Annotated in this window: 28 protein-coding genes; 17 read left to right on the forward strand and 11 right to left on the reverse strand. The window is 60.9% G+C overall.

Annotation, left to right across the window (positions count from 1 at the left end):
• The first annotated feature begins 119 nt into the window (after window positions 1-119).
• The 3 genes from J2X15_RS06760 (at window position 120) to J2X15_RS06770 (ending at window position 2,853) form a co-directional block, all read left to right on the forward strand.
• Window positions 120-845 carry a Crp/Fnr family transcriptional regulator gene (locus tag J2X15_RS06760; protein WP_310340657.1) on the forward strand — a complete coding sequence of 242 codons (726 nt, stop codon included), beginning with the start codon at window positions 120-122 and terminating at the stop codon, window positions 843-845.
• A 313-nt stretch (window positions 846-1,158) separates the two neighbouring features.
• Window positions 1,159-2,265 (forward strand): hypothetical protein, encoded by a 1,107-nt coding sequence (locus J2X15_RS06765; protein ID WP_310340659.1) that lies wholly within the window; start codon window positions 1,159-1,161, stop codon window positions 2,263-2,265.
• Window positions 2,266-2,583: 318 nt separating this feature from the next.
• On the forward strand, window positions 2,584-2,853 hold the full coding sequence (locus J2X15_RS06770) for a hypothetical protein (protein WP_310340662.1): 270 nt from the start codon (window positions 2,584-2,586) through the stop codon (window positions 2,851-2,853).
• A 7-nt stretch (window positions 2,854-2,860) separates the two neighbouring features.
• Here J2X15_RS06770 and J2X15_RS06775 read toward each other — a convergent pair whose 3' ends face one another.
• The 11 genes from J2X15_RS06775 to J2X15_RS06825 all read right to left on the reverse strand — a co-directional run bounded on the left by J2X15_RS06775 (window position 2,861) and on the right by J2X15_RS06825 (window position 12,266).
• A complete protein-coding gene (locus J2X15_RS06775; RefSeq protein ID WP_310340663.1) occupies window positions 2,861-4,024 on the reverse strand; it encodes an ABC transporter permease in 1,164 nt (387 codons plus the stop codon).
• Window positions 4,025-4,026: 2 nt separating this feature from the next.
• Window positions 4,027-4,950, reverse strand: coding sequence for an ABC transporter ATP-binding protein (locus tag J2X15_RS06780; protein ID WP_310340666.1), 924 nt, complete (start codon window positions 4,948-4,950; stop codon window positions 4,027-4,029).
• Window positions 4,947-5,939, reverse strand: a complete 993-nt coding sequence (gene darH / locus J2X15_RS06785; RefSeq protein ID WP_310340668.1) for a BtrH-related acyltransferase DarH — start codon at window positions 5,937-5,939, stop codon at window positions 4,947-4,949. The genes J2X15_RS06780 and darH overlap by 4 nt, the downstream gene beginning before the upstream one ends.
• Window positions 5,936-6,331 carry a DarG family dialkylresorcinol biosynthesis protein gene (locus J2X15_RS06790; protein ID WP_310340670.1) on the reverse strand — a complete coding sequence of 132 codons (396 nt, stop codon included), beginning with the start codon at window positions 6,329-6,331 and terminating at the stop codon, window positions 5,936-5,938. Before J2X15_RS06790 ends, darH begins: the two co-directional genes overlap by 4 nt.
• On the reverse strand, window positions 6,331-7,464 hold the full coding sequence (locus J2X15_RS06795) for a beta-ketoacyl-ACP synthase III (protein WP_310340671.1): 1,134 nt from the start codon (window positions 7,462-7,464) through the stop codon (window positions 6,331-6,333). The genes J2X15_RS06790 and J2X15_RS06795 overlap by 1 nt, the downstream gene beginning before the upstream one ends.
• Window positions 7,454-8,464 carry a dialkylrecorsinol condensing enzyme gene (locus tag J2X15_RS06800; protein WP_310340675.1) on the reverse strand — a complete coding sequence of 337 codons (1,011 nt, stop codon included), beginning with the start codon at window positions 8,462-8,464 and terminating at the stop codon, window positions 7,454-7,456. The genes J2X15_RS06795 and J2X15_RS06800 overlap by 11 nt, the downstream gene beginning before the upstream one ends.
• Window positions 8,461-9,075: a hypothetical protein gene (locus J2X15_RS06805; RefSeq protein WP_310340677.1), complete on the reverse strand. Its 615-nt coding sequence runs from the start codon at window positions 9,073-9,075 to the stop codon at window positions 8,461-8,463. Before J2X15_RS06805 ends, J2X15_RS06800 begins: the two co-directional genes overlap by 4 nt.
• The gene (locus J2X15_RS06810; protein ID WP_310340679.1) at window positions 9,072-10,046 is read right to left on the reverse strand and encodes a beta-ketoacyl synthase N-terminal-like domain-containing protein; all 975 of its coding nucleotides are present in this window, start codon (window positions 10,044-10,046) and stop codon (window positions 9,072-9,074) included. The genes J2X15_RS06805 and J2X15_RS06810 overlap by 4 nt, the downstream gene beginning before the upstream one ends.
• 86 nt (window positions 10,047-10,132) lie before the next feature.
• Entirely contained in the window at window positions 10,133-10,414 is a 282-nt protein-coding gene (locus J2X15_RS06815; RefSeq protein ID WP_310340682.1) for an acyl carrier protein, read from the reverse strand.
• A gap of 458 nt (window positions 10,415-10,872) precedes the next feature.
• Entirely contained in the window at window positions 10,873-11,460 is a 588-nt protein-coding gene (locus J2X15_RS06820) for a chorismate--pyruvate lyase family protein (protein WP_310340684.1), read from the reverse strand.
• 5 nt (window positions 11,461-11,465) lie between these two features.
• Window positions 11,466-12,266, reverse strand: coding sequence for a phosphatase PAP2 family protein (locus J2X15_RS06825; RefSeq protein WP_310340685.1), 801 nt, complete (start codon window positions 12,264-12,266; stop codon window positions 11,466-11,468).
• Window positions 12,267-12,311: 45 nt separating this feature from the next.
• On the opposite strand from J2X15_RS06825, the gene J2X15_RS06830 reads away from it, so the two are divergent.
• The 14 genes from J2X15_RS06830 to fabG all read left to right on the forward strand — a co-directional run bounded on the left by J2X15_RS06830 (window position 12,312) and on the right by fabG (window position 24,054).
• On the forward strand, window positions 12,312-12,599 hold the full coding sequence (locus J2X15_RS06830; RefSeq protein ID WP_310340686.1) for a phosphopantetheine-binding protein: 288 nt from the start codon (window positions 12,312-12,314) through the stop codon (window positions 12,597-12,599).
• Entirely contained in the window at window positions 12,596-13,240 is a 645-nt protein-coding gene (locus J2X15_RS06835) for a COG4648 family protein (protein WP_310340688.1), read from the forward strand. The genes J2X15_RS06830 and J2X15_RS06835 overlap by 4 nt, the downstream gene beginning before the upstream one ends.
• 1 nt (window position 13,241) lies before the next feature.
• Window positions 13,242-13,841 carry a LolA family protein gene (locus tag J2X15_RS06840; RefSeq protein WP_310340691.1) on the forward strand — a complete coding sequence of 200 codons (600 nt, stop codon included), beginning with the start codon at window positions 13,242-13,244 and terminating at the stop codon, window positions 13,839-13,841.
• Window positions 13,838-14,662, forward strand: a complete 825-nt coding sequence (locus J2X15_RS06845; RefSeq protein ID WP_310340693.1) for a polysaccharide deacetylase family protein — start codon at window positions 13,838-13,840, stop codon at window positions 14,660-14,662. Before J2X15_RS06840 ends, J2X15_RS06845 begins: the two co-directional genes overlap by 4 nt.
• Window positions 14,647-15,099: a hypothetical protein gene (locus J2X15_RS06850; RefSeq protein WP_310340694.1), complete on the forward strand. Its 453-nt coding sequence runs from the start codon at window positions 14,647-14,649 to the stop codon at window positions 15,097-15,099. Before J2X15_RS06845 ends, J2X15_RS06850 begins: the two co-directional genes overlap by 16 nt.
• A 7-nt stretch (window positions 15,100-15,106) precedes the next feature.
• The gene (locus J2X15_RS06855) at window positions 15,107-16,300 is read left to right on the forward strand and encodes a beta-ketoacyl-[acyl-carrier-protein] synthase family protein (RefSeq protein WP_310340695.1); all 1,194 of its coding nucleotides are present in this window, start codon (window positions 15,107-15,109) and stop codon (window positions 16,298-16,300) included.
• A 40-nt stretch (window positions 16,301-16,340) separates the two neighbouring features.
• Complete coding sequence (locus J2X15_RS06860; RefSeq protein ID WP_310340696.1) at window positions 16,341-16,790, forward strand: hotdog family protein; 450 nt, start codon at window positions 16,341-16,343, stop codon at window positions 16,788-16,790.
• A complete protein-coding gene (locus J2X15_RS06865; protein ID WP_310340698.1) occupies window positions 16,787-18,145 on the forward strand; it encodes an AMP-binding protein in 1,359 nt (452 codons plus the stop codon). The genes J2X15_RS06860 and J2X15_RS06865 overlap by 4 nt, the downstream gene beginning before the upstream one ends.
• Before the next feature lies 1 nt (window position 18,146).
• Complete coding sequence (locus J2X15_RS06870) at window positions 18,147-18,452, forward strand: ApeI family dehydratase (RefSeq protein ID WP_310340700.1); 306 nt, start codon at window positions 18,147-18,149, stop codon at window positions 18,450-18,452.
• The gene (locus J2X15_RS06875; protein WP_310340703.1) at window positions 18,449-19,375 is read left to right on the forward strand and encodes an LpxL/LpxP family acyltransferase; all 927 of its coding nucleotides are present in this window, start codon (window positions 18,449-18,451) and stop codon (window positions 19,373-19,375) included. Before J2X15_RS06870 ends, J2X15_RS06875 begins: the two co-directional genes overlap by 4 nt.
• Window positions 19,372-21,738 (forward strand): MMPL family transporter, encoded by a 2,367-nt coding sequence (locus J2X15_RS06880; RefSeq protein ID WP_310340705.1) that lies wholly within the window; start codon window positions 19,372-19,374, stop codon window positions 21,736-21,738. Before J2X15_RS06875 ends, J2X15_RS06880 begins: the two co-directional genes overlap by 4 nt.
• Complete coding sequence (locus J2X15_RS06885) at window positions 21,722-22,399, forward strand: alpha/beta hydrolase (RefSeq protein WP_310340707.1); 678 nt, start codon at window positions 21,722-21,724, stop codon at window positions 22,397-22,399. The genes J2X15_RS06880 and J2X15_RS06885 overlap by 17 nt, the downstream gene beginning before the upstream one ends.
• A 119-nt stretch (window positions 22,400-22,518) precedes the next feature.
• On the forward strand, window positions 22,519-23,319 hold the full coding sequence (locus J2X15_RS06890; RefSeq protein ID WP_409034253.1) for a beta-ketoacyl synthase chain length factor: 801 nt from the start codon (window positions 22,519-22,521) through the stop codon (window positions 23,317-23,319).
• 3 nt (window positions 23,320-23,322) lie between these two features.
• Window positions 23,323-24,054, forward strand: a complete 732-nt coding sequence (gene fabG / locus J2X15_RS06895; protein WP_310340713.1) for a 3-oxoacyl-ACP reductase FabG — start codon at window positions 23,323-23,325, stop codon at window positions 24,052-24,054.
• Window positions 24,055-24,064: the final 10 nt, after the last annotated feature.

Raw genomic sequence — 24,064 nt, forward strand, 5'->3', positions numbered from 1 at the left:
TTGGTATGGGCCGAATGGTAGGACTGCATTTGACGCCAAGTTGTCGTTTGGACGACAATTTGTGCATTTCTCGGTAGGTGTTTTCCCTTCACTTATTGGCAACTTACAAGGCCCTGCCCATGACCACCGACACCACCCTGCACCAGCGCCGCCGCCCCCTCACCGAGGGCGAGCTGGCCGCCATTCCGTGGCTGCAAGTGCTGCTGCCCGACGAGCGCCAGCGCGCCGTGGACGACCTGCGCATTGCCGAGGCCGCGCCGGGCGAGTACCTGTGTCGCATGGGCCGCCCGGTGACGTATTGGTTTGGTGTGGTGGACGGCCTGCTGAAGATGAGCACCGACAACGCCGAGGGCCAGACCATGACCTTCACGGGCGTGCCGCCGGGCGGCTGGTTTGGCGAAGGCACGGCCCTTAAGCGCGAGACCTACCGCTACAACATCCAGGCGCTGCGCAAGAGCTTGGTGGCGGGCCTGCATGTGGATACCTTCCACTGGCTGCTGGACCACTCCATCGGCTTCAACCGCTTTGTGATGAACCAGCTCAACGAACGCCTGGGCCAGTTCATCGCCGCGCGCGAGATCGACCGCATGACCAACCCCGACATCCGCGTGGCGCGCAGCCTGGCATCCCTCTTCAACCCCGTGCTGTACCCCGGCGTGGGCGAGGTGCTGCGCATCACCCAGCAGGAGCTGGCCTACCTGGTGGGCCTGTCACGCCAGCGCGTGAACGAAGCGCTGAACGCGCTGGAGGCGCAAAACTTCATTCGCGTGGAATATGGTGGGCTGCGGGTGCTGGACTTGCAGGCGCTGCGGTCGCGGGTGTTTACGCGTCAAATCACTGCCTAGCCCTCGTAGACATTGCGCTGGCAGCTATTGTTTTTGTAGTGGCTTGGTTAGGTGGCGGTGGGTTTCGCGCTGCCGGGTTGGCGGGGCAGGCGGCCCGGGCATCCGTTCTCCGGCCTTGCTCGCGGGCGGCTGTTTCTGGTTTGCTTGCTTTGTGCCGTAAAGGGGTTGGTTGGTGCGCTGGCTCTGTGGCAACCGCGAATGGGGGCCTGCGAACGGACACCCGGACCACCTCCTCTTACACCACCAGCACCCAAGTAAATGAACCCAATTTGCTGAACTATAGTGAAGACCACTCACACCACACTCACATCGCATGCAACGCTCAAATCCAGAAAACCGACGCTACGTAGATGCGCTCGTGCAATTGCAACACAGCACTATCGAGATCGTGGCTCTTGCCATAGCACTCGCACTCGGAATCAATCTGTTTTCATCAGGACTGGCGCAGTGGATCAATCTTTCAGGGGCAGCAACTACTTTATTTGGGGTGGCTCTGATCGCTGTTGGTTTTTCATATCTTTTTCTCAAGGCAAAACCTGCCCTGAGTCGCTCGATAAAGATGAAAGGTGTCTTGCCGATTAGTAGAGGCGGTGAAGTTGTCGAACTATCTCGGTATAGATTTAGCGAGGAAATGCGTAGCTACGTTCGAGCCGTAGCGGCTGAAAACAAAGCCATGGAGAGAACTTGGCAGCGGGCTAGATTCGGCGTTTTTGGCGAGCAAGGGACGAATGCAAACGAACGCGCGGAAGAGGAGGGAAACAGAATGGTCCGCGAAGCAGTCGAATACTTCGTCCTTAGCAAGCTGTCATTGCACCTCAGCGCATACTTCACCACGGATCGGGCAATTCACAGCGATGCTGTTACTACTGTTCTGCGTCGCAATATCCCCCAACTTCTTCTCGACAACAGATTCTTGGAGCTTTTCTCTAAACCAATGCATGAGCGCGCAGCTTTTCAAAGCGAAGAGGACGACGAGCGTGAAGGCACGGTTGTATTTGCTACAGGCGAAGATGGTGAGCTATTTGACCAATTTGAACTGATCCTGCCTCTTGGAACGGTATTGGACCGCACCGAGGATGGAGCCCTGAGCATAAAGACTGATCGATTCACTATTCAATTGAACCCCGTATTCGATCGTTTTTCGACAGTTTTTCCGCGCGACTTTGAAAAATCTTATTTAGGGATGAATTTCTCAGAGGTACATGCACATGCGGTGTATCTCAAAATTGACATCGCATTCAACTGGCGATCAATCACAACACGGAAGGGTTGGGATTACTACCATTGGTTGGATTCGTTTATTGAAGATCTTGATCGAAGTTTTTCTTTCGATGAGTTCATCGAGGAGATCGGCTGGCATACCGCACATACCGTCGCAATAACGATGAAAAACTCCAGTCGTACGAAAAATAAATTTTGACGTACGCATATTCGTTGCGTCAGTTAGCAGCGAACCGTGTGCTTCTCTGATTTCGCAAAACCAGCTCAAGGCAGGTGGTGGGGCCCGCGGGCGCAGGCTCGATTCGCGGTTGCCACAGAGCAGGCTCGCCCACCACGTCGTTAACGCAGCACCGCTAGCGAACCCAAAAAACCATCCCGCGAGCTGAGCCGGAGAACGCGGGCCACGCCGACTGCCTTGCGCGCGGTGGTCGCCTGAAACTGGAGTTTCAGCATCAAATCAGCCCCTAGCCCGCATAAACAATGCGCCAGCAGCTATTTTTTTCATAGTGAATACCATGTGCTCGCCCGGCTTGTACAAAACCCGCAGCGTCAGGAATATGCACAATTCTCGGAGCCGATTTATCGCGACAAGCCGTTAGTGGGCTTGGGCAATGCCGACTTACCGGTCAAGCAGGACATCACTGCCAAGGAGTTGTTTGCGCGCCCGCAAACCCGCTTGCTGGTGAAACAGAACTTTTCACAGGGAGCGTGCATGAACAAGCTCAACCAGGCGATTGGCTCCAAGCCTCTTGAGGCGTTCAGTCTATCGCCTTACCTCTTGGCCTGAGGGGCTGCTAGCGCCGGAACAACCCGTAGGCGCCTGCCAGCATAAGTGTCGAAAATGCGCCCAAGCGGCCGACCCGGGGAAGCACTGCACTGACGTCCGCGCCACGCAACAGCACGTCAAGCAATGCTTCCAGGCCCCAGTTCATGGGCGAGTAGGCGGCGATCTGCTGCATCACTTCGGGCATGACAAACAGCGGCACCATGATGCCGCCCAGCGCGGCCATCAGCACGTTCAGGATAGGCCCCAGGGTGGAAGCCTGAGCATGGGTACGCACCAGACAGGCAATGGCCAGTGCCAAACTCACTGCGGCGGCGCTGATAGACATCAGTACCAGCACCAGTGCCACCCAACTGATGCCTTGCAACGACAGTCCATCGCCACCCAGCACGGGCATCAGCCAGACGCCCACCGACAGCATCAGCACCGCCTGTATCCCGTTAACCAGCATATAGGGAGCCACTTTGGCGGCCAATAGCGAGACAGGCGAAGCTCCCAGGCTGCGCAGGCGCGCCAGTGCACCGCAACTGCGTTCATCGACAAACAAGCCAGCGATGGAGGCGACTACAAAGAACATGCCAAACACCAGCCAACCCGGCACACTTTGCTGAACCGAGCTGGGGCGGGCGTTCTTGCCGGTGCGCTCCGCCGTCACCAGCGTATTAGTGAACAGAAGCTCACTAGCCTGTGCGAGGTCGCCTTCGACCTTGAGTTGCGCCAGCATGCTTTCGGTGCGTAGCTGCGCCACATGCATCATCAGGCTGGCACGGGTGCTCTCAAACAGCCCTTGGTCCAGGCCCGGTTCTGCAAGGAAATGCACCTTCTTCCCGTCTTCGCCTTCCGGCGCGTCTTCCAGCGCATGGGCAAACCCGGCGTCCACTTGCAACACATATTTCAGATCGCCGGCGCGCAGCGCATCCTGCCAGCCCTCCGGCCCCGGCACAACCGGTGCGCCGTGTTCTTTGCTCCACGCCGTGAGCAGGCTTTCGGCCTTGGGGCCTTGATCCAGGTTGACTACGGCGTAACGCAGTGCCTGAACTCTGGGCGAGTACACATCCTTGAGCGCCATCGACATGACAACGATGAACACCATGGGCATCAGGAACAAGGCCGCCAGACCGTGAAGATCGCGCGACAGCGCCAGCAACTCTTTTTTGGCAAGGGCAAAAAACATGGTCAGTCCCGCAATGATCGGTGGGTCAGCGACATGAACAACTGTTCCAGATCGGTCTGTCCATAGCGGGCTTGGCGCAGTCGCAGCCCGGTGCCAGCGATACTGCGCAGCACTTCCGGCAGCTGCTCCGGATCAGCTATTGCAAGCAACGCACCGCGACCTTGCACATTGGTCGGACCAAAGCCGGACAGCAATGGCACCAGACGCTCTTGGGCGGTGTCGTCGTCGACTTCCACATACAAGGTGGCGGCTCCGACCAGCAAATCCTGCAGCGTGCCTTGGCACAGCACACGCCCTTGGTCTAGCACGACGATGCGGTCGGCAATCGCCTGTACCTCTTCCATGTAATGCGAGGTGTAGATGACTGCGCTTCCCTCGCGGGCCAGCTGTTTGACCGCCTCAAGCAGAAAAGCGCGTGATTGTGGATCAACGCCCACCGTTGGTTCATCAAACAAAACCAGTTCAGGCCGGTGAAGCATCGCTATCGCCATATTGAGTCGGCGCTTGAGCCCCCCCGAAAGCCGCTGTCCCTGCACCTTACGGTAGTTCTGCAACTGAGCGAGGGCGATGCATGCGTCGATGCGTTCTGCTTTTTCAGAGCCGCGCAGCCCACCTACGCCAGCGAAACAGTCCAGGTTTTCCAATACGCTCAGGGTCGGGTAAAACGCATATTCTTGGGGCGCAATGGCGATACACGTAGGACGTGTCAGGCGCAATTGCTCTAACGGCTGGCCATCGATCTCAATCTCACCCCGCTGCATTGCCAGCATGCCGACAAGCTGGGCGATCAGCGTGGTCTTACCCGCGCCGTTAGGGCCAAGCAGGCCCAGCACTTCACCGCGTGCGGCGCTCAGACTCACCTGCTCCAGGGCGTCAGCACTGGCGCCGGGATAGCGAAAATTCAGATCGCGTATGGACAGCATCATTGAACTGCTTTGCGCAATGCCCGGAAGAACCCGTCTTCCTGGTCCGCCAACGCCTGTAACGACGCAGCTAGCGCGGCAAAGTCCACTGCATCGCGGCCCTTGATCATGCGCACTGCCTGCAGTGCGAAGTTGCGCCAGTCGTCGCCAATGGTGTTGAGGCGTCCGGCCAACAGGTCCAATTCCGGCAATGCACACAGGGCTGCGGCTTCCTGCAGGAAGCTGGCGTAGAGAAAACGAAAGCCGGCGCCACCGGTGCCGATTTCTTCCTGCATGCGCACAATGTGTCCGACGTAGTTTAGACCGTACTCATCGGCTTGCAGGCGCCCAATTCGCTTGGCCAGCATACGCATGCCCCGCACACCAGTGACAGGAATCGGCCCCAACATGATGCGTGTGGTCTTGATGATGGCCTGGCGCACCGCGGCAGCAGGGACTTCAGTACGGCCCAGTGGGCCCGGGTAATACAGCAAGCCCTTAGGTGCCAGCACACCTTTGGCAAAGCGTGCGCGCTGCAAGTCGGCACTGGCACAGCGCTGTGGGTCTTCCGCCACCGGGTCACTTATCAGGTATTCGTCTCCGTCCTTACCGTACACCAACAGATTGTGGGCGTTGAAGTGAAACCGCATGTCCTGTGGGAAGTACGGCAACCAATACACCGAGGTCTGCAAGCCGACCACCCTGCCCTGCATAAGCAGTTCGTCTAGCCGGCGCTGGCCTTGCTCGGCACGACTGAAAGTCTCAAAATGCATCCGTACATCAAAGGGCTTGCGCAGCCCTTTGATGATGAATTTGGGCGGCATGCGGTAGGCAATCAGCGGAAAGCCCGTCAGCTTGACAAACGGTAGGTAGGCAAATGACAGCGCCGACGACAGTCCAAACGCCATGGCCTCCGACAAGTTCGCCCCGTAGTGATTAAGCAGGTTGGAGGCCACCCCGCTCTCGCAGTGCGCAGCATGGCGATGCTGGAAATGGGTGGCGGGTGCATTCATGGCAATTGTTGTAGTTGTTCGACGCTCAGGCCCAGCGCCAGGGCATAGCACTGCAGCTGCGTGGGCGTGAGGTTGGCAAAGACAGAGGGACGCAAATGGCGCCGTATGCGCCATTGCCAAATGCCGGTCACTTGGGACAGCAGAGCCAAGTCCATACGCTGAGTCCACATCCAGACTTCTAGCGGTGCGGTCTGTCCAGCCAGGCAGCGTTTGCGCGCATCCTCGGCAAAGGCGTGCAGGCGTTCGACCGCCTGCAAGGTTACGGTTTCATCGACTTCGGAGCCTTTGGATGCGACCAGCACCATGCGCCCGCTGGTGTCTTTGGCATACAGCGCCTTGCGATGGTGGCCCAGCGTGCGGTTGCCTTCTTGCGGCACATCCGAGACGTTCATCAGACGGCTTCCATGAAAACGAAACCACTAGAAAAACGCCCGCTCTCCGGCGCAAACACCAGCACCGTATCGCCGCGCTTCAGGCGTCCACTGCGAAACAACTCGTCGAGCATGATGAACGGCGAGGCCGAGCCGGTGTTGCCCTTTTCAGTCAGGTTGGTAAACCAGCGCTCGCGCGGAATATCGAATGCGAGCTCTGCCAGGCTGAGCTCCATCGGGCGGACAAAATATTGGGACGACAAATGTGGCAAAAACCAATCGATTCGGCGTTGGCGCAGTCCTCGTTTATCGATGATGGCACGCAACGGCTCCGTCAGCGTACTGCGTGCTACGTGTTCATTGAGCAGCCGCACATCTTGCTTGATCGAAAACACCGAGCGTGCGGCTCGATCCTGGTGATTGAACTGCTGCCAGCCGACCAAACTACCGTCTTCATTCTTGTCCGCGCCGCAATACATGCAGGTCGGCAATTCGTGCGCCGCTGAGGACAACTCGATCCAGTCCACACGCAAGCTCAGCGTGTCTCTGGGCGCGCTTTCTAGCATCACCGCGCCGGCACCGTCTGACAACATCCAGCGAAGAAAATCTTTTTCAAAGGCCAACTCGGGGCGACCTTCCAATTCCTGAGAATTTTTTTCGTATTCAGCATCGAAGTTGCGTGCGTGCAAGCCCAGAGAAGCCAGCTCTGAGGCCACTGCCACGCTGCGTTGCGCGTCGCCAGCCCGCACCGACAGCCAGGCGTGCTTAAAAGCGGCGATGCCGGAGACGCAGATGCCAGCCAGCGACACCACCTCCAAGCGCGGCCAACCCAGCTCGCCATGCACCATGACACCGTGCCCGGGCATCAATTGATCAGGGCAGGAGGTGGCTGCGGCCAAAACATCGATCGGACCTATCGGCCCCAGGTCTGCGACGGCGCGTGCCGCCATCTGGGCATTGGTCATGATGGCCTGGCCGGTTAAGCGGTCCAGGGCATAGTGGCGCTTGCGGATACCGTTGTTGCGCAATACCAGACGACGTGATTTGGAGGGTTTGCCGCCAACCATACCCAGCACCTGTTCTATCTCATCGTTACTAACCGGCTCCAGTGGCAAATACGAACCCGTTGCCGTTACATAGACCTCAACAGTCATACATACCCATTCGCTCCTGCCCAGACCCGGAAGGCATTTCAAACCGCAACTTCACTGCTACCGATTGCCGCGTCAACAGGGGTCGGAGCGTTGCCTGCACTAGCAGACTTAGCGGAATCACGCTGAGTATCAGCAGTACTAGAAAGACTGCATACAGCACAAGCAGGGGCTTGCGCCCGAGTGACTGGGGCTTGCCTGCTGCGCGCAACAGCAAGCCCCATAGATAGAAGCTACGCGTGCCTGCACGCTCGCTCAGATACAAACGTGGATCAACCACGCAGGCTTTCAATCCATGCAGCATCGGACCTGGCTCGCGTTCCGCGTTGCGATGCAAACCGTCACGCAAGGCACGGCCAAAGCGTTCCGCCTGGGCCACGCTGCGGTCATCAATACCCGCCGCGGGAAGTCCCAGCAGGCGCTTGCGTCCCGTGAACAACCAATAAGGCGTGGTAACCAGTGTCAGTAGAGTCGGACTGGGATCAGTGAGCACCACGTTGTCGATCAGACGGGCGCCACAGTCGGCCAGCATCTGTTTCATTTTTTCCTGCGCCAACATCCACATATTGCGGCAGGCAATGACCGTGACCACAGGCGTTCCCTTGAGAACGCGTTGCACCCGTGGATCTTTCAAAAATGCAGTCACGGGCAGCGACGGCGCCAAAAACCAGACCTGGTAGGGCAGGATCACCAGATCAAAAACCTCGTCACCGCGCAGTGTCAGTGGCTCCAGTGCGGGTGCCACCATGTGCGCTGATTCGGGAAAGGCATCGAAAAAGCTAAATACGGTCCAGGGAAATGGGTAGGGCTGCCGTGGGCACAGGATTTCTACCTGCACTTCAACATCCCCTGATTCACGCAGCGGCGCCAGGATGCGCTCTGCAATCCGCGTCAACTGACCACTTTGTGAATAGCAAACGACCAATACTCGCTTAACTCTGGGAGCGGCATTGGCGTTGTATTCTTCGTGGTGCTTATGAGTATTTGAATCCACTGATTTCACTTCTTCTGAGCGACATTCCCTAACTGAGGATCAATGATAACCGTGAGTTCGGACGACCCCAGTCTCACATGGCTGGCGCATTGCACCAGCATCGCAAAGTCGCCTGCCCTGCACCAGTCGCCGCCGGGATCGGCGACCGCCCGAAGGCGCAACCAAACACTACTTTCAACATCAATTTCGTCGACCCACCCCACCAGGAGGCCATCGGCATGGCTGAGGGCTGTCGCCAAGGCAAGTACGGCAAACGGATCCGGATGGGTAATGAAGCGTGCATCGCCGCTCCAGCCCAGGTATGCTGAAAGCGTGGCGAGCAACTGGCTGGGCTGGGTTTGCAAAAATGTCAGTGGCAGCGGCAAATCTTCATGAACCTGCGCCAGCGCGCTGCGCATTGCCAAAGCCGGGCCATGCTGGCTGCTCAGCACCAGTGCAGCGTGCTCTGCCAATGTGCTCTCTCCATCAGCGGCCAGGCATTCCAATGCACCGTACAAGCCCAGTTCAGCCCAACGCCCCAGGCGCCGGGGTCGACTGCCTAGGTGGCTTGCGAGCCGTTCACGCCAATCTGCTGCAACAGGCTGCGCGACATAGCGTGCACAAACTTGGTACACGGTCATGATGGGCTGCGCTCCAACACCGCAGCGGTGTGGATGCCGCCGAAACCAAGAATCGCTGCAAGCACGTAGCGAAGTTGCCTCGGGGCCTGTGTGGCCAACTGCACCCTCAAAGCCGGATCAACAGCATCGGAATAGCGCGGCCAATAGTCCCGTTCAATGCATTCCAACAACAATGCTATTTCCGCGGCGCCACTGGCCCCCATGCAATGGCCGATCAAGGGCTTGAGCGACACCAGCGCAGGCACGCCGGCAAAGGCCGCACGTATCCCTTGCGCCTCTACAGCATCATTGCCAGGACTGCCCGCAGCCTGCACTTTGATCAGATCCACATCGAGGGTTGACAGGCCGCTGGCAGCTAGCGCGCGCTGGTACATCTGCACCACGGCGCTGACAGATGCGCTCGTGGGCTGGGTGCCGTCCACCACATTGGCGCCACCTCGCAACTGCCAGGGCGCAACTTGCTCAGTGGACAAGCGCAACGCGGCCACTGCCTCGCCCAACACCAAACCGTCGCGCCGCAAGGCGAACGGCTTGCTGCCGCCAGAACTGAGCAATTGCAATGCCGCGAAGCCGGGCAACGTAAGCTGATTGTCCAACTCCAGCCCCAGGACCAGGGCTTGCGTTGCATGGCCCGCTCGCAACCACTCGGCGGCGCTCAGCAACGCCTGCATGCTGGAAGTGCAGGCACTGCTGACCAGAAACACCGGGCCGCACCAGTCCAACCAATCGCCAATGCGACGGGAAAGTGCATGGAAATCCATATCGCATTGGGCATGCTCGGCAGCGCCACCATCCTGACAGGAGGTGGCAATGAACAAGGCCCCGTCCCTGGCCTGCGCCACGCCGGCATCGGCGACGACCTGGGTGATCAAGGCGCGCGCACGGACATTCCACGCGGCAGTAGGGCCGGGAATGCGTAAATAAGGCAAGTCACCATGACCGTTCAGCGCGTAGGCAGTTGCAGCCGGCATCGTCCCACTGCACAGGCTTGCAAAGGCCTGATTCAGATTCAGGCCATGCACAGAAGCCAACGCACGACCGGCCAGATACACAGGCCTCATTTTCGATGGGTCGCGATGTAGCTAGCCAATATCTCCAGCGAACCCAATGCGCGGCGCAAGTCCTTGCTATCTGCCATGCGAATGCCGTAACGCTTCTGAATCGCGACGGACAATTGCAAACCGTCGAGAGAGTCCAGATCCAGACGTGAATCCGGTCCAAACAAGGGTTCATCCGGGAGCAAGCCGCCAGGCGGCTCCATAGCGTCGACTGCATTCAGCAGTAGCTCCTGGACCTCCTCCAGAAACGCCTGGTCGAGTGCTGCAGTGGGTGCGGTCATCCGAAAAATGGCCTCAGACGCTACGGGTGAAAATTGCGCTACCGGCATCCATCACTTCGGCTACTTCATGTGACATGCGGCCACCTCCTTGAAAATTAACTGCACCACTTCCTGGGTGCTAAGGGGCAATTTTAGGCCACGGTATTCGGTGCATCCGAAGCTAGTCCACCACGCACGCTGTCATAGCGAAGAAAGCCACCACCCAGAAGGACGAAAATCTCTTCCACAACGCAGACACGATTTGTAACCCGGCGTAACCCGCATGGGCTTCGTAGCGGGGTCGGTCTGAGGTGCTGTACCGGGGGGCAACAGATGGACTCAACGGCACCCGATAGGCAGAAAGCTGTACCGAAACAATACCCAGGCCCACCGCCCAAAGTGGTTCTTCTTGCGCGATAGCTGCGTACCATTGGCAGAAACCATGAAAACGACTAGGGACCATGTCCGCGCAAAACGCATCATTGGGCCGCCTTGCTGTGAACGCGTTGGGACACTCCTGATATTGCAGGAAGAAATACCTCCGTTACCAACAAGCTTGAGCCGTGCCGCGTAAACAGGGATCGCCTGGCATGCAAACCCGGTGTTTCCTGCCCCACCAAATTCATGCGAAGAATTCGCTGCATTAAGGGGTGGGTCGTACGTAATCGGGCAAACTGCAAAGTGCCACGCGTCACTAAAGGGTCGTTAAATAAAGTGGTGCCGAGCGACCTATTTCCCAATGCAGCAAATAGTGGCCATTGACTCGCTGTTGCCGACAATGGCAAAGCTGTATGCGCATAGACGACGGCAACGTTATAGCAGCGCAGCAACACGTCACGCTCGATGACCTTGGCGCGCCTTGATAGGCCGAGGGATTCAAATTCATCAGGCAAACATTGCGCGTCTCTCTGCTGCAATCGCTCTACCCGAAACGCCTCGCATCGCCCCACTAAACGCGAAGTCAATGACTGTCGATCAGTTTGCCATTCCCGCATGTTTACGGAGGCAGCGTACCTGTTGATATGTGCATGCCAGTGCGCGGGGGCGACGAAATGCGTGCGATTCATGTTCTTCAAAGAATTAGCTGGCGGGTCGACAATTGTTTGCAATCAAACCATCTGGAGAAAACTGCGAACACAATTCCCAGCACGATGCCGGCCAGCGCATCCAGCGATACGTGCTGCTTGGTGGCCATCGTCGAATAAACAATCGCCACACCCCACAGTATTTGCAGCGCCTGGCTGTGCCAGCCCTGTCTCAGCTCCCGCATCAACCAGTAGAGCCAAAAGCTGGAATACACCGCCGTCGCCACATGCAGCGAAGGGCAAGCATTGCCCGCTGCATCGACACCTTTTAAAAAAGCCATGCCGGGATACAGCGCCCAATCAATATGGGATGGCGGCACAGCGTTGGGTAGCCAATAAAAGATGGCGAGCGCCAGCAAACACATGGCCCCAACCCAGGCGCCGAAATTCAGCAACCGGCGCCGGCTCGGCATCAGCATTACCGGCAGCGAGCAATACAACCACAGTGACAAATAGGGAATAAGTGCGAGCGGAGCAAAACCTATCCAGTCGTCCACCACCGTCAGCGGCACGATAAATACCGGGAACGCCGGGTTCTTCAGCAAATGGATATAGGCGCAAAAGAAAAGCGTGATAAACGCGCTGGTTCCCAGGAATTTGAACCAGAAATCATGGCGGAAGATTGCGCCCCAACGCACGCTCAAGGGACCGGAAGCATCAGCGGGCAAGGCGGCGTGGAAGTTCAGAGGATTTTTTGATTGCATTAAAATGCCCAGACTCACACATTGCGGCCCTGGCGCCAGCAAGTATCCTTCATGTGCAACCTTGGCCCCCATTGACCAGTGCATGGTTTACCGGGCCGCAAGTCGATCACTGCACTTATCTTTTATATCATGACCAATTTATCCGGCGCCCCCGCCAACAGTGCAGAACTCGAACGCGAAGTTGCGCAGCTGATTGTTTCTGCGCTGAACCTTGAAGTCGCGCCGGAAAGCATAGAAGCCGAGGCCGATTTGTATGGTGACGGTCTGGGGCTGGATTCCATCGATATCCTGGAAATTGCACTGGTTGTATCCAAGCAATATGGCATACAGATGAAGGCAGAAGGCGACGACAACTTCAGTGTCTTCAAATCACTGCGCAGCCTGTCCGCCCACATCGCGGAAAAGCGCACCAAGTGAACCGCATCGCCCGGCTGCTGGCCATTGCGGGTATCGCCGTGGTCGGCGCCGCGTACTTGGCTTTCAGCCACTTCCTGACGATAGATGAACACCCCAACCTGCTGATGCTGGCCGTCGGCGTGGCGCCGCTGACGGTGATGGCGTTGCTGGCCGCCTGGCATTCCAGGATGCGCTGGCCGGCGCTGCTGGCACTGGCTATGCTGGCGTTCCTGGTGCGGCTGTACCTGGACGAGCTGCGCAACCACGTCAACTGGTTGTACTTCATGCAACACGTCGGCGCGATGTCCTTGCTGGCGATCACGTTTGGCGCAACGCTGGGGCGTGGCGACGCAAATGCGCTGTGCTCGCAGGTAACCCGCATGCTGCTGCCAAGCCCGGCCGACCCGGTTTACATGCGCTACACCTGGAAGGTCACGCTGGTCTGGACCGCGTACTTCATCATCAGCGGGGTACTCTCAGTCGGTTTGTTTTTTTGGGCGCCACTGGCCGTCTGGTCGTTCTTCGCCAACCTGTTGACCCCAGTGACCGTGGGACTGATGTTTGTCGTGGAGTATCTGGTGCGAGTGCGGGTGCTTCCCGACCGTGAGCACTACAGCATCGCCCAGATTGTCCAGGCCTACCGATCGTATGAACGCCGCTGATATGTCCAAACCCAACTCCCTGCGCTGGTCGCGCCGCGTTGCCCTGCTATGGGTCGGCCTGTTGCTGTCTGTCAGCAGCCATGCGGCCGACTGGGCGATGCCCGAGCTGATGAACCTGCTGGCCCAGCAAAAATCCGGCAAGGCCAGCTTCGTCGAGAAGAAATACATAGGCTTCCTGGACAAGCCACTGGAGTCTTCCGGCGAGTTGTCTTTCGAAGCCCCAGGCCGGCTGGAAAAACGCACGCTAAAGCCACGCGCCGAAGCCATATTGTTGGATGGTGACAAGCTGACCGTCAGCATGTTTGAAAAGAAGCCGCTGCAATTGCGGCTGCAGGACCACCCGGCCGTGGCCGCAATGGTCGAGAGCATTCGCGGCACACTCAGCGGCGACCAGGCCGCGCTGGAAAAGAACTATGCGGTCGAGTTCAGTGGCGTCCCGGCCAAGTGGCAGTTGACGCTGATTCCGGTGAACCGGGCCGTAGCTAAGATCGTGCGCCAGATCCAGATCGGCGGCGCCGAGGCAAACATCAAGACCATCCGCTTTGAACAAACCGATGGAGACCGCATGGAGATGACGGTCTCCAACATCGCCACCCCGTGACAACCCAGCCAGCCACACGAGGCGCATGGCGCCCTGGAACCTTTCTATGGGTTCAGTTGCTAGTGCATGGCGCAGCGCTGGGTTTGCTGGTGCAGTGGCCGCAGCAATGGCGCTGGGCCGTGGCAACGCTGCTGGCCAGTCACCTGACGCTGATGGTGGTCGGCCTGTGGCCGCGCAGCACCTGGATGGGCGCCAACCTGGTGCGGTTGCCAGCGCCAGCGGTGCAACGACGCGAAGTCGCCATCACCATCGATGATGGCCCCGACCCCGAAGTCACACCGCAGGTACTGGAGATTCTTGCGCAGCATGGCGTTCAGGCCACCTTCTTTTGCATAGGCGCGCGCGCGCAAGCGCAGCCCGAGCTGTGTCAGCGCATGCTGGCCGCCGGCCACCGCATTGAAAACCACGGCGCGCACCACCCGAATCTGGTATCGCTATCCGGGCCGGCTGGCTGGCGCCGTGAAATCCTGGGCGGTCAAAAAATTCTGCAAAGCATCACCGGTCAGACACCACAGTTCTACCGCGCGGTGGCCGGACTGCGCAATGTGTTCCTGGCCCCGGTGCTGCACGCCGCTGGCCTGCAACTGGCGACCTGGACCCGGCGTGGCTTCGACACCCGTGAGCGCGATCCGAACAAGGTACTGGCGCGGCTGACCCGCCAACTGTGCGCCGGCGACATTCTGCTGATGCACGACGGCCATGCGGCGCGCACCGCCAGCGGCGAGGCACTGATCGTCGCCGTGCTGCCGCCGCTATTGGCGGCGATCCAGGCGCAAGGGCTGAGGCCGGTCACGCTGGCCGACGCATGCAGGCCGCGCTAAAGCTACAGCTGCTGGACGCGGCCAACCAGCCGTACCAGATTGTTGGCAATTTCCAGTACCGGATGGCGCGGGGCAAGCTCGGCGGTGATCGGCTGTTTACCTATTTGCTGGAACACGGCGTATTGCGCCAGAGTCGCCGGGTGATGGACCTGGGCTGTGGCCGCGGGCTGCTGCTGCGAATCGGCAACGCCGACGGCGGCTGGCGTTTCCGGTTCAGCCAGTGGATCGATTTGATAGTGGCCCACGCCCATGGGGTCCACCTACGCCGGCTCTACTGCCGCACGCACGCCGACTGGGTGCAGGCGCTGCAAGCGCGCAGTTCTACGGTGACGGCGCAGCCGAATGAGCGAGGGCGCGTCGTTTGCCAACGTGCTGCTGAGCGCCAGGGTGCCCGGCCCCATTTCCGTCAAGTAGAATTTCTGCGTTCGATCACGTGAGTTTGCCGTGCAACCACTACTAATAAATACATTCACAGTCACCACCGCATTGGGACGCGGAACGGCAGACACACTGGACGCGTTGCGTGCCGGGCGCACCGGCCTGCAGGCCAGGCGTTGGGATACCGTAGACCTGCCAACCTGGCTGGGCGAGGTCGACGGCCTAAACGCCGTGACGTTGCGCGCTGATCTCCAAGAGTTTGACTGTCGCAACAACCGGCTGGCCCAGCTGGCGCTGGAACAAGACGGCTTCATGCACAGCGTGCAGGTTGCGGCCCAGCGCTACGGCAAGAAGCGTGTCGGCGTGTTTCTGGGCAGCAGCACCTCAGGCATTCTGAGTTCTGAATTGGCCTACCGCGAGCGCGACCCGGTCAGCGGCGCGCTGCCAGAGAGCCACAACTACCGCCATACCCACAACATGTTTTCGGTGGCCGATTTTGTACGCCGGTACGCCGACCTGCAGGGACCGACCAGCGTGGTCTCGACCGCCTGCTCGTCCAGCGCAAAAGTGTTCGGCATCGCCCAGCGGATGATCCACTGCGGTCTGATTGATGCGGCTGTGGTCGGCGGCGTCGATTCGCTGTGCCTGACCACGCTGTACGGCTTCAATTCGCTACAGCTGTTGTCCAGCCGCCCGTGCACGCCGTTTGACGCCCGGCGCGACGGAATCTCGATCGGCGAGGGTGCCGCCTTCATGCTGCTGGAGCGTGCCGACACGGCCCGCGCTGGCGACATTTTGCTCAGCGGCATCGGCGAATCCAGTGACGCACACCACATGTCGGCGCCGCACCCGGAGGGCCTGGGTGCACGCCTGGCGATGCAGGCCGCGCTGGACATGGCGGGCCTGACACCCGATGCGGTCGGCTATATCAACCTGCACGGCACCGCCACCCCCAGCAACGATGCCGCCGAAGACAAGGGCGTGACCGCGCTGTTTGGCAGCACGCCCCCCTGCAGCTCAACCAAGGGCCACACCGGCCACACGCTGGGCGCCGCGGGAGGGGTCGAAGCCGTGGTCTGCATGCTGGCGCTGCGCGAAAGCTTTTTGCCCGGCGGCGTCGGCACCACTGCGCAGGACCCCAACCTGCACTGCAATTACATGCTGGAAAACCGCGACCAGCCAATTGCCCACGCGCTGAGCAATTCGTTCGGCTTTGGCGGCAGCAATTGCAGTCTGCTGTTCTCGCGCAAAGCCGCATGATGGCCGCACAACGTCCTCGGCTTGCCCTTGCATCGCGGCCATGAAGATTGACCGGAGCTGGATTCAGGCCCACATTCCGCACCAAGGCAATATGTGTTTGCTGCACGCGGCAGAGCGCTGGGACAGCGCAGAAATCGTCTGTAGCGCTGTCAGCCATTTGGCGCCGGACAACCCGCTGCGCAACGCGCTGGGCCTGCCCATCACGGCAGGCATCGAATATGCGGCGCAGGCGATGGCGGTGCACGGTGCGCTGCTGGCGCCTCCCAACCAGACCCCTGACATCGGTTATCTGACTAGTGTTCGCAACGTACTGTGGACGACGGCGCGGCTGGACGACGCCGCTGCGCCGCTGCGGATTCAAGCCACCCGCGTTTCTGGCAACGAAATCAGCTTGCTGTACGACTTCAGCATCCACTGCGAAGATCGCCTGCTGCTGAGCGGGCGCGCCGGCGTGATGATCAAACCCCCGACGCCCCTGACCACACCATGACGACGCTGCCACTCCTGCCCGGCTATGACACCTGCAAGACCCTGGCCTGGCGCAACGGACGCGGCGTCAGCCAGGCCGAGTTTCTGGCCGACGCACTGGCGCTGGCCTCCCGCCTGCCGGACACCGGCCATGTGTTCAACCTGTGCAAGGACCGCTACTGGTTTTCGGTCGCACTGTTTGCGGCGATCAGCCGCGGCATCGTCAGCCTGCTGCAAAACTCCACCGCGCCGAAAAACATGGCGGCGCTGTATGCCGATTTTCCGGACGCCATCTGTGTCGGCGAACCGGACACAGCGGTGCCGGAGCACATGCCCCATGTGCCGGTGTCGCAAGCGGGTCGACCTGACTTTACGGCACCGTTGGTAGTGCCGCAGATTCCGCACAGGCAGGTGATCGCCCGCATCTTCACGTCCGGCTCGACCGGCACGCCGCAGGCGCACACGATGCGCTTTGGCCGCATGGTGCACTGCGCGATCGCTGAGGCGCAGCGCATGTGGGAGACAGTGGGCCAGCCCTGTGCAGTGCTGGGCACGGTACCGCCGCAGCACATGTTCGGGCTGGAGGCGACCGTGCTGCTGCCCATCTTTGGCGGTGGCCAGCTCAGCGCGGGCCAGCCGTTTTTTGCAGCCGACGTTGCCAGCGCGCTGGCCGAACTGCCCAAGCCGCGCCTGCTGGTCACCACACCGTTCCACTTGCGAAAGCTGATGGACGCCAACATCAAACTGCCGCGCGTGAGCGCAGTGCTGTCGGCGACCGCCCCGCTGTCGCTGGAGCTGGCGCAAGAGGTAGAAGCCCAGCTGCAGGCGCCTATGGTCGAAATTTACGGCTCCACCGAAACCGGTGCGCTGGCGACCCGACGCCCAACCCGGGGCACCGACTGGCTGACCTATAGCGGCATCACTCTGCAGACCGACGACCAGCAGACTCGCGCCTTCGCCGAACACTTCGATGTACCCCAGCTGCTCAACGATGTGGTCGAGCTAATCAGCCCATCGCAGTTTCGGCTACTGGGACGCAACTCGGACATGATCAACATCGTCGGCAAGCGCAACTCGCTGGCGTTTTTGAATCAGCTGCTGCAAAGCCTGCCGGGTGTCGAAGACGGCGTGTTCTACATGCATGAAGGCACGTCCCACCAAGAGTCGGAATCGCCACGGCTGCTGGCGCTGGTGGTCGCGCCCAAGCTGCAACACAAGAGCGCCGACATTTTGGCCGCGTTGCGTCAGCATGTGGACGCAGTGTTTTTGCCGCGCCCGCTGCTGTTTGTCGATACGCTGCCGCGCGACGCCAACGGCAAGCTGTCGGCCGTTGCACTGGCCGAGCTGATAGCCAGCCACCTGAACGCAAGGCATTGAGATGCTGGTCGCATTGCCATTTGACGCCCACCACCCAGTATTTGCCGGTCACTTTCCGGGCCGCCCCATCGTCCCTGGCGTGTTGCTGCTGGACTGGGCTCACGCCGCGATCGAGGCTGCGTTGGGCCAGCCGCTGCAGGCGCTGACCGAAGCCAAATTTCACAGCCCGGCAACCCCGGCCGACGCGGCTGCACTGGAAGTGGAGTTCGACATCGGCTCCGTCAGCGTGCGCTTTGAAATTCGCGGCTTTGGAGCGCGCAAGATCGCCAGCGGCCGCTTTGGCCTGCCCACCGCGGCCGCGCCATGAACGAGCCTGGTACCGAGGCACCGGTCATCCCTCAGCCGGCCTGGCTGCAGCACAAAGAACGCGGCAGCTTTTTGCTGCTCCAGCTGATGCGCGGCATTTCGCTGCTCTTTGGCCGGCGCCTGTCGCGCATCGTGGTCTACGGCATTGCGCTGTATTTCCTGCTGGCCGTGTCCAGCGCGCGCAAGGCGTCTGGCGACTACCTGGCGCGGGTGCTAGGGCGCCCTGTGACCTGGAGCGACCGCTACCGCCACATCCTGGCATTTGCAAGCACCATCCACGACCGCTTTTTTCTGCTGAACGGCCAGTCCCGGTTGTTTGACATCCAGGTGTTTGGCGCCGAACCCGTCATCGCGCGCCAGGCCCACCAGCAGGGTGTGCTGCTGTTCGGCGCCCATATGGGTAGTTTCGAAGTCTTGCTGGACCACAGCCGGCGCAATGGCTTTCAGACCTGCGTTGCGATGTACCCGGAAAATGCGCAGCAACTCAACCGCACGCTGGCCGCGATCAACCCCGAGGCGATTACCGGCATCGTTGCGCTGGGCCAGCGGGGCTCCATGCTGCGCATCCACGACAAGCTGCAGACCGGCGGCCTGGTCGGTGTGCTGGCCGATCGCGCGTCCGGTCCGGACCAGTACCTCACGCTGCCTTTTTTGGGCGCACCAGCGCGCTTTCCGACCGGCCCGTTCCGGCTGGCGGCGATGCTGGGCCACCCGGTGTACTTTATGACCGGGCTGTACGGCGGAGCCAACCGCTACACACTGCACTTTGAGCCGCTGGCCGACTTCGCTGCGGTGCCGCGCGACCAGCGCGATGCGGTGGTCCGGGCTACGCTGGAGAAATACGTCGCGACACTGGAGCGGCATTGCCGGGCAATGCCCTATAACTGGTTCAACTTCTTTGACTTCTGGGAATCGGCACCATGAAAAACAAGCGCGCGCTTTTGCCCCCGGCCCTTTGGCTGAGCGCGATGCTGGTGTGCCTGCTGCTGATCGCGCAAACGCGCTTTGTCACTGACTTGTCGGCCTTCATGCCCAAGACGCCCAACGCCCGTCAGCAGCTGCTGATCGAACAACTGCGCGACGGCGCCGTGGCGCGGCTCATCATGATAGGCATCGACGGCGGCGACGCGCCTGAGCGGGCCCGGCTGTCGCGGGAACTCAACCAGGCGCTGCAAAAGACCGACCTGTTTGTTGCGGTACAAAACGGCCAGGAAGAAACCCTGGAGCACGACCGGGCCTACTTCTTTGACAACCGCTACCTGCTGAGCCCGGCGGTGACGCCTGCGCGCTTTGAGGCCGACGGACTGCACGGCGCAATCAGCGGCTCGATTGAGGCGCTGTCCGGAGACGCCGGCATGAGCCTGAAACGCTTGTTTGGGCGCGACCCGACCGGCGAGACACTACAGCTGGTCGAACAGCTACAAGGCCCTGGTCAGCCGCAAAACGTCGAGGGCGTCTGGGCCTCGCGCGACGGCCAGCGCGCGCTGTTGCTGGCGCTGACCCGCGCCGCAGGCTCCGACACCGAGGCCCAGTCGCTGGCGGTGGAAACAGTTCGCAACGTATTCGCTGCACTGCCAGGGCGCAGCAATGATGCCCGCCTAGTGATGAGCGGCGCCGGCGTGTCCTCGGCGGCCTCTCGCAACACGATAGAGAAAGAAGTCTCGCGACTGGCAACCGCCAGTTTCGTGTTGGTGGTGTGTCTGCTCTTGGTGGTGTACCGCTCAGCGCTGCTGCTGCTGCTGGGCAGCCTGCCGGTGCTCTCTGGCGTGGCCGCCGGCATTGCCGCGGTCAGCCTGGGCTTTGGCCAGGTGCATGGCCTGACGCTGGGCTTTGGCACCACGCTGATCGGCGAGGCTGTCGACTACTCCATTTACTTCTTCGTGCAGCGCACCTCGAACCAAGATTCCGCCAATCACGCGCGCAACTTCTGGCGCACCATCTGGCTGGGTATGTTGACCTCCATCGTCGGCTTTGCAGCGCTGCTGAGTTCCAGCTTTCCTGGCCTGGCACAGCTCGGGCTTTACTCCATCGTCGGCCTGGTCGCCGCGGTGCTGGTAACCCGCTACGTGCTGCCGGTGCTGACCCCCAAGACATTGGCGCTGCGCGACCTGCGCCAGGTCGGCGCCCAACTGGACCGCGGCATTGAACGCGCCGCGGTGCTGCGCTGGCCGCTAGCCGGCCTAGCGGTTGCGGCCTGCGTCACCATTTACGCGCACCAGGGCAGCATCTGGAACCGCGCGCTGTCTGGTCTGAATCCGATTCCCAAATCAGAGCAACGCGTTGACGAACAGCTGCGCGGCGATCTGGGCGGCACCGACTCCCGCTACATCATGGCGCTGACGGCCAAAGACCAGGAGACTGCGCTGCAGCAGGCCGAGAAGGTTGGCGCGGTGTTCCAGAAACTGACCCAGGACCAGGTGATGGCTGGCTTTACTTCGCCAGCCTCGGTGTTGCCCAGCATCGCACTGCAGCGACAACGGCAGGCCGCGTTACCCAATGCCGAACAGGCCGATCAACGATTGCAGCAGGCGCTACAGGGCCTGCCGGTGAAGGCCGAGCGGCTTGGCGCATTTCTCGCCGACTTGCAGGCCGCGCGGGAGCACCCGCCGCTGGTACGCAAGGATCTGGACGGCACTGCCGTGGCGATGATGGTCGACACCATGCTGATCCAGCGCGCTAACGACTATCTGGTGCTGATGCCGCTGCGCGCGATGACTGAAGGCCCATCGGCCGACAGCATTGCGCTGGACGTGGTGAACGACGCGCTGCGGGCCCAGGGCCTGGACAATGCGACCGTGATCGATATGGTGGATGAGTCCAGCAGCCTGTTTGACGGCTACCGCCACGAGGTCTTGTGGCTGGCTGGCCTGGGCTGCGTGTTCATCCTGGTGCTGCTGCTGGCATCGCTGCGCTCGTGGGTCAGAACCCTGCGGGTCGCCGCGCCGCTGGCCTGCTCCGTGGTCTGCGTCACCGCGGCGCTGCTGCTGCACGGCACCTCATTGACCATCCTTCATCTGGTCGGCCTGCTGCTGGTGGTGGCGATTGGCACCAACTACGCGCTGTTTTTCGACCGCGGAGCCCAGACCGCAGACCCGCACGACCGGCACCAGACCCAAGTCTCGCTGCTGGTCGCCAATTTGACGGCGGTAGGCAGCTTTGGTGTGTTGGGCCTATCCGATGTACCGGTGCTGGCGGCGATCGGCAGCACCGTGGCACCGGGCACCTTTTTCGCACTGGTCTTCGCCGCGATTCTGACCCGGGAGCGCAGCGGTGCGCCTGCGCACTGAGCTTTTTGCCGGGCCCGCGCGCAGAGACACGCTGCTGGTGCTGCTGCCGCCCGCGCTGGCCAGCATCGACGACTTTTACAGCCAAGGCTTTGTCGACGCGCTGCGCCAGCGCAAGGTGCCTGTGGACCTGCTGCTGGCCGACACCAGCGGGCAGCATGTGCTGGACAAAACGGTTGTCGAGCACCTGCACAGGCAGGTGGTGCAACCCGCGTGGGACTGCGGCTACCGCGCGATCTGGTTGGCTGGCATTTCGCTGGGCGCCTTCAGCGCACTGCACTATGCGGCCCACCATGCGGATCTGCTGGCCGGCCTCTATTTGCTCAGCCCCTATCCCGGCACCGGAGATGTGCTGGACGAAATCCGCACCGCTGGCGGCGCCGGGCCCTGGAGCCAACTGCAGCCCGCTGGCATCGAGGCGCGAACCGATGAACGCGCCTGGTGGCATTGGCTGGCGCAGCAGTCCGCGCAAGGCACTTGGCCCACCGCTGTGTACTTCGGCACTGGCACCAACGACCGCTTCCAACGCGGACAGGCGCTGATTTCGGATTTGCTGCCCCCAGAGCGTGTCTGCAGACTGCCCGGCATGCACCAGTGGGCGACCTGGAAAACCCTGTGGGAGGATTGGCTGGACCACGGCCCGATCCGGTCGCCACCAAGGTAGGTGGCACATACAATAGCCGCTCCATAAAACAAACAGCGGGGGACAGAAGTGCACATCGTAAAAAGGCAAAAACACAAACGAATCGGACGGTTGTCCGCGTTGGCCGTGATTGCCTGCGAATGCCGATGACCCGAATTTACGTGGACGGCATTGGCCTGCTGGGGCCTGGCTTGTCCGGCTGGGAGCAGGCCCGTGAAGTGCTGGCTGAACGGGCGCCTTATGCGGCGAGCGCCACTGTCTTGCCGCCGGTAGAAAAACTGCCGCCCGCCGAACGCCGCCGAGTCGGGGTACCGGTCAAGCTGTCGATGGCGATTGGCCTGGAGGCCGCGCGTCATGCTGGTGCCGATTTGACTAACCTGGCCACGGTGTTCTCCTCGACCGAAGCCGACTGCGACAACACCCACGCGATCCTCGAAGCACTGGCCTCCAGTGAGCGCGCGATGTCGCCAACCCGTTTTCACAATTCGGTGCACAACGCGCCATCCGGCTACTGGAGCATCGCCACCGGCAGCATGCAGCCCAGCACCAGTCTGAACACCTACGACGCAACCTTCGCCGCCGGTCTGCTGGAAGCCGCTACGCAAATCCAGAGCAACGGCAAACCCTGCATGCTGCTGGCCTTTGATACCGCGTTTCCTGAGCCGATCCGGCGCCTGCGCGCGATCTCGGATGCGATGGGCGTGGCCCTTGTACTGAGCCCGCAGCAGACACCCGCCAGCCGCGCCAGTCTGACGCTGACCCTGGGCGACGACGCCGCAACGCCCATGCCAGACAGCGCGCTGGAGCAAATGCGTCTGGACATTCCGGCAGCGCGCAGCCTGCCCATGCTGGCACTGCTGGCGCAACAGCGCAGCGGCACGGTGGTAGTCGATTATTTGGAGTCGCTGAGCCTGGCCATCGAGGTCAGCAACATCGCCTGACATATGGAAATTGCTTTGAAGCGCGCATTGGTGACCGGTGGCAGCGGTGCGATTGGCGCGGCGATCTGCCGCCGGCTGGCTGCCGATGGTCTGCACGTGATCGTCCACGCCAACAGCAATCTAACCAGCGCGCAAAACTTGTGCGCTGAGTTGCAGACCGCCGGCGGCTCGGCACAGGCGGTTCAGTTTGACGTGACCGACGGCCCCGCCACACAGGCGGCGCTGGAGGCGCTGCTGGAGGACGGCGCGATCCAGGTGCTGGTCAACAACGCCGGAATCCATGACGACGCGGTGTTCCCCGGCATGCAACGGCACCAGTGGAACAGCGTCATTGATGTCTCGCTGAACGGCTTTTTCAACGTCACCCAGCCGCTGTCCATGCCCATGATTCGCAGCCGTTGGGGCCGCATTATCAACATCTCTTCGATTGCGGGCATCACGGGCAACCGCGGCCAGACCAACTATGCCGCCGCCAAAGGCGCGCTGCATGCGGCCAGCAAATCGCTGGCGCTGGAGCTGGCGACCCGCAGCATCACCGTTAATGCGGTGGCCCCCGGCATCATCAGCTCGGACATGACCAAAGATGTATTTGATAGCGCCGCTATTGCCAGCCTGGTGCCTATGAAGCGCGCCGGCAAGCCCGAAGAAGTGGCAGCGCTAGTCGGCTTTCTGGCATCGGAGGCAGCGGCCTACATCACTGGTCAGGTGATCTCGGTCAATGGCGGCATGGTCTGATGCACAGCCT

It is taken from the genome of Rhodoferax saidenbachensis (assembly GCF_031457975.1).
GTDB lineage: Bacteria > Pseudomonadota > Gammaproteobacteria > Burkholderiales > Burkholderiaceae_C > Allorhodoferax > Allorhodoferax saidenbachensis_A.

Bases quoted from the DNA above. Each gene is read 5' to 3' on its own strand.
- J2X15_RS06760 (WP_310340657.1), top strand. From the start codon at position 120: ATGACCACCGACACCACCCTGCACCAGCGCCGCCGCCCCCTCACCGAG.
- J2X15_RS06765 (WP_310340659.1), top strand. From the start codon at position 1,159: ATGCAACGCTCAAATCCAGAAAACCGACGCTACGTAGATGCGCTCGTG.
- J2X15_RS06775 (WP_310340663.1), bottom strand. From the start codon at position 4,024: ATGTTTTTTGCCCTTGCCAAAAAAGAGTTGCTGGCGCTGTCGCGCGAT.
- J2X15_RS06780 (WP_310340666.1), bottom strand. From the start codon at position 4,950: ATGATGCTGTCCATACGCGATCTGAATTTTCGCTATCCCGGCGCCAGT.
- darH (WP_310340668.1), bottom strand. From the start codon at position 5,939: ATGAATGCACCCGCCACCCATTTCCAGCATCGCCATGCTGCGCACTGC.
- J2X15_RS06790 (WP_310340670.1), bottom strand. From the start codon at position 6,331: ATGAACGTCTCGGATGTGCCGCAAGAAGGCAACCGCACGCTGGGCCAC.
- J2X15_RS06795 (WP_310340671.1), bottom strand. From the start codon at position 7,464: ATGACTGTTGAGGTCTATGTAACGGCAACGGGTTCGTATTTGCCACTG.
- J2X15_RS06805 (WP_310340677.1), bottom strand. From the start codon at position 9,075: ATGACCGTGTACCAAGTTTGTGCACGCTATGTCGCGCAGCCTGTTGCA.
- J2X15_RS06810 (WP_310340679.1), bottom strand. From the start codon at position 10,046: ATGCCGGCTGCAACTGCCTACGCGCTGAACGGTCATGGTGACTTGCCT.
- J2X15_RS06815 (WP_310340682.1), bottom strand. From the start codon at position 10,414: ATGACCGCACCCACTGCAGCACTCGACCAGGCGTTTCTGGAGGAGGTC.
- J2X15_RS06820 (WP_310340684.1), bottom strand. From the start codon at position 11,460: ATGAATCGCACGCATTTCGTCGCCCCCGCGCACTGGCATGCACATATC.
- J2X15_RS06825 (WP_310340685.1), bottom strand. From the start codon at position 12,266: ATGCACTGGTCAATGGGGGCCAAGGTTGCACATGAAGGATACTTGCTG.
- J2X15_RS06830 (WP_310340686.1), top strand. From the start codon at position 12,312: ATGACCAATTTATCCGGCGCCCCCGCCAACAGTGCAGAACTCGAACGC.
- J2X15_RS06840 (WP_310340691.1), top strand. From the start codon at position 13,242: ATGTCCAAACCCAACTCCCTGCGCTGGTCGCGCCGCGTTGCCCTGCTA.
- J2X15_RS06850 (WP_310340694.1), top strand. From the start codon at position 14,647: ATGCAGGCCGCGCTAAAGCTACAGCTGCTGGACGCGGCCAACCAGCCG.
- J2X15_RS06860 (WP_310340696.1), top strand. From the start codon at position 16,341: ATGAAGATTGACCGGAGCTGGATTCAGGCCCACATTCCGCACCAAGGC.
- J2X15_RS06865 (WP_310340698.1), top strand. From the start codon at position 16,787: ATGACGACGCTGCCACTCCTGCCCGGCTATGACACCTGCAAGACCCTG.
- J2X15_RS06870 (WP_310340700.1), top strand. From the start codon at position 18,147: ATGCTGGTCGCATTGCCATTTGACGCCCACCACCCAGTATTTGCCGGT.
- J2X15_RS06875 (WP_310340703.1), top strand. From the start codon at position 18,449: ATGAACGAGCCTGGTACCGAGGCACCGGTCATCCCTCAGCCGGCCTGG.
- J2X15_RS06880 (WP_310340705.1), top strand. From the start codon at position 19,372: ATGAAAAACAAGCGCGCGCTTTTGCCCCCGGCCCTTTGGCTGAGCGCG.
- J2X15_RS06890 (WP_409034253.1), top strand. From the start codon at position 22,519: ATGCCGATGACCCGAATTTACGTGGACGGCATTGGCCTGCTGGGGCCT.
- fabG (WP_310340713.1), top strand. From the start codon at position 23,323: ATGGAAATTGCTTTGAAGCGCGCATTGGTGACCGGTGGCAGCGGTGCG.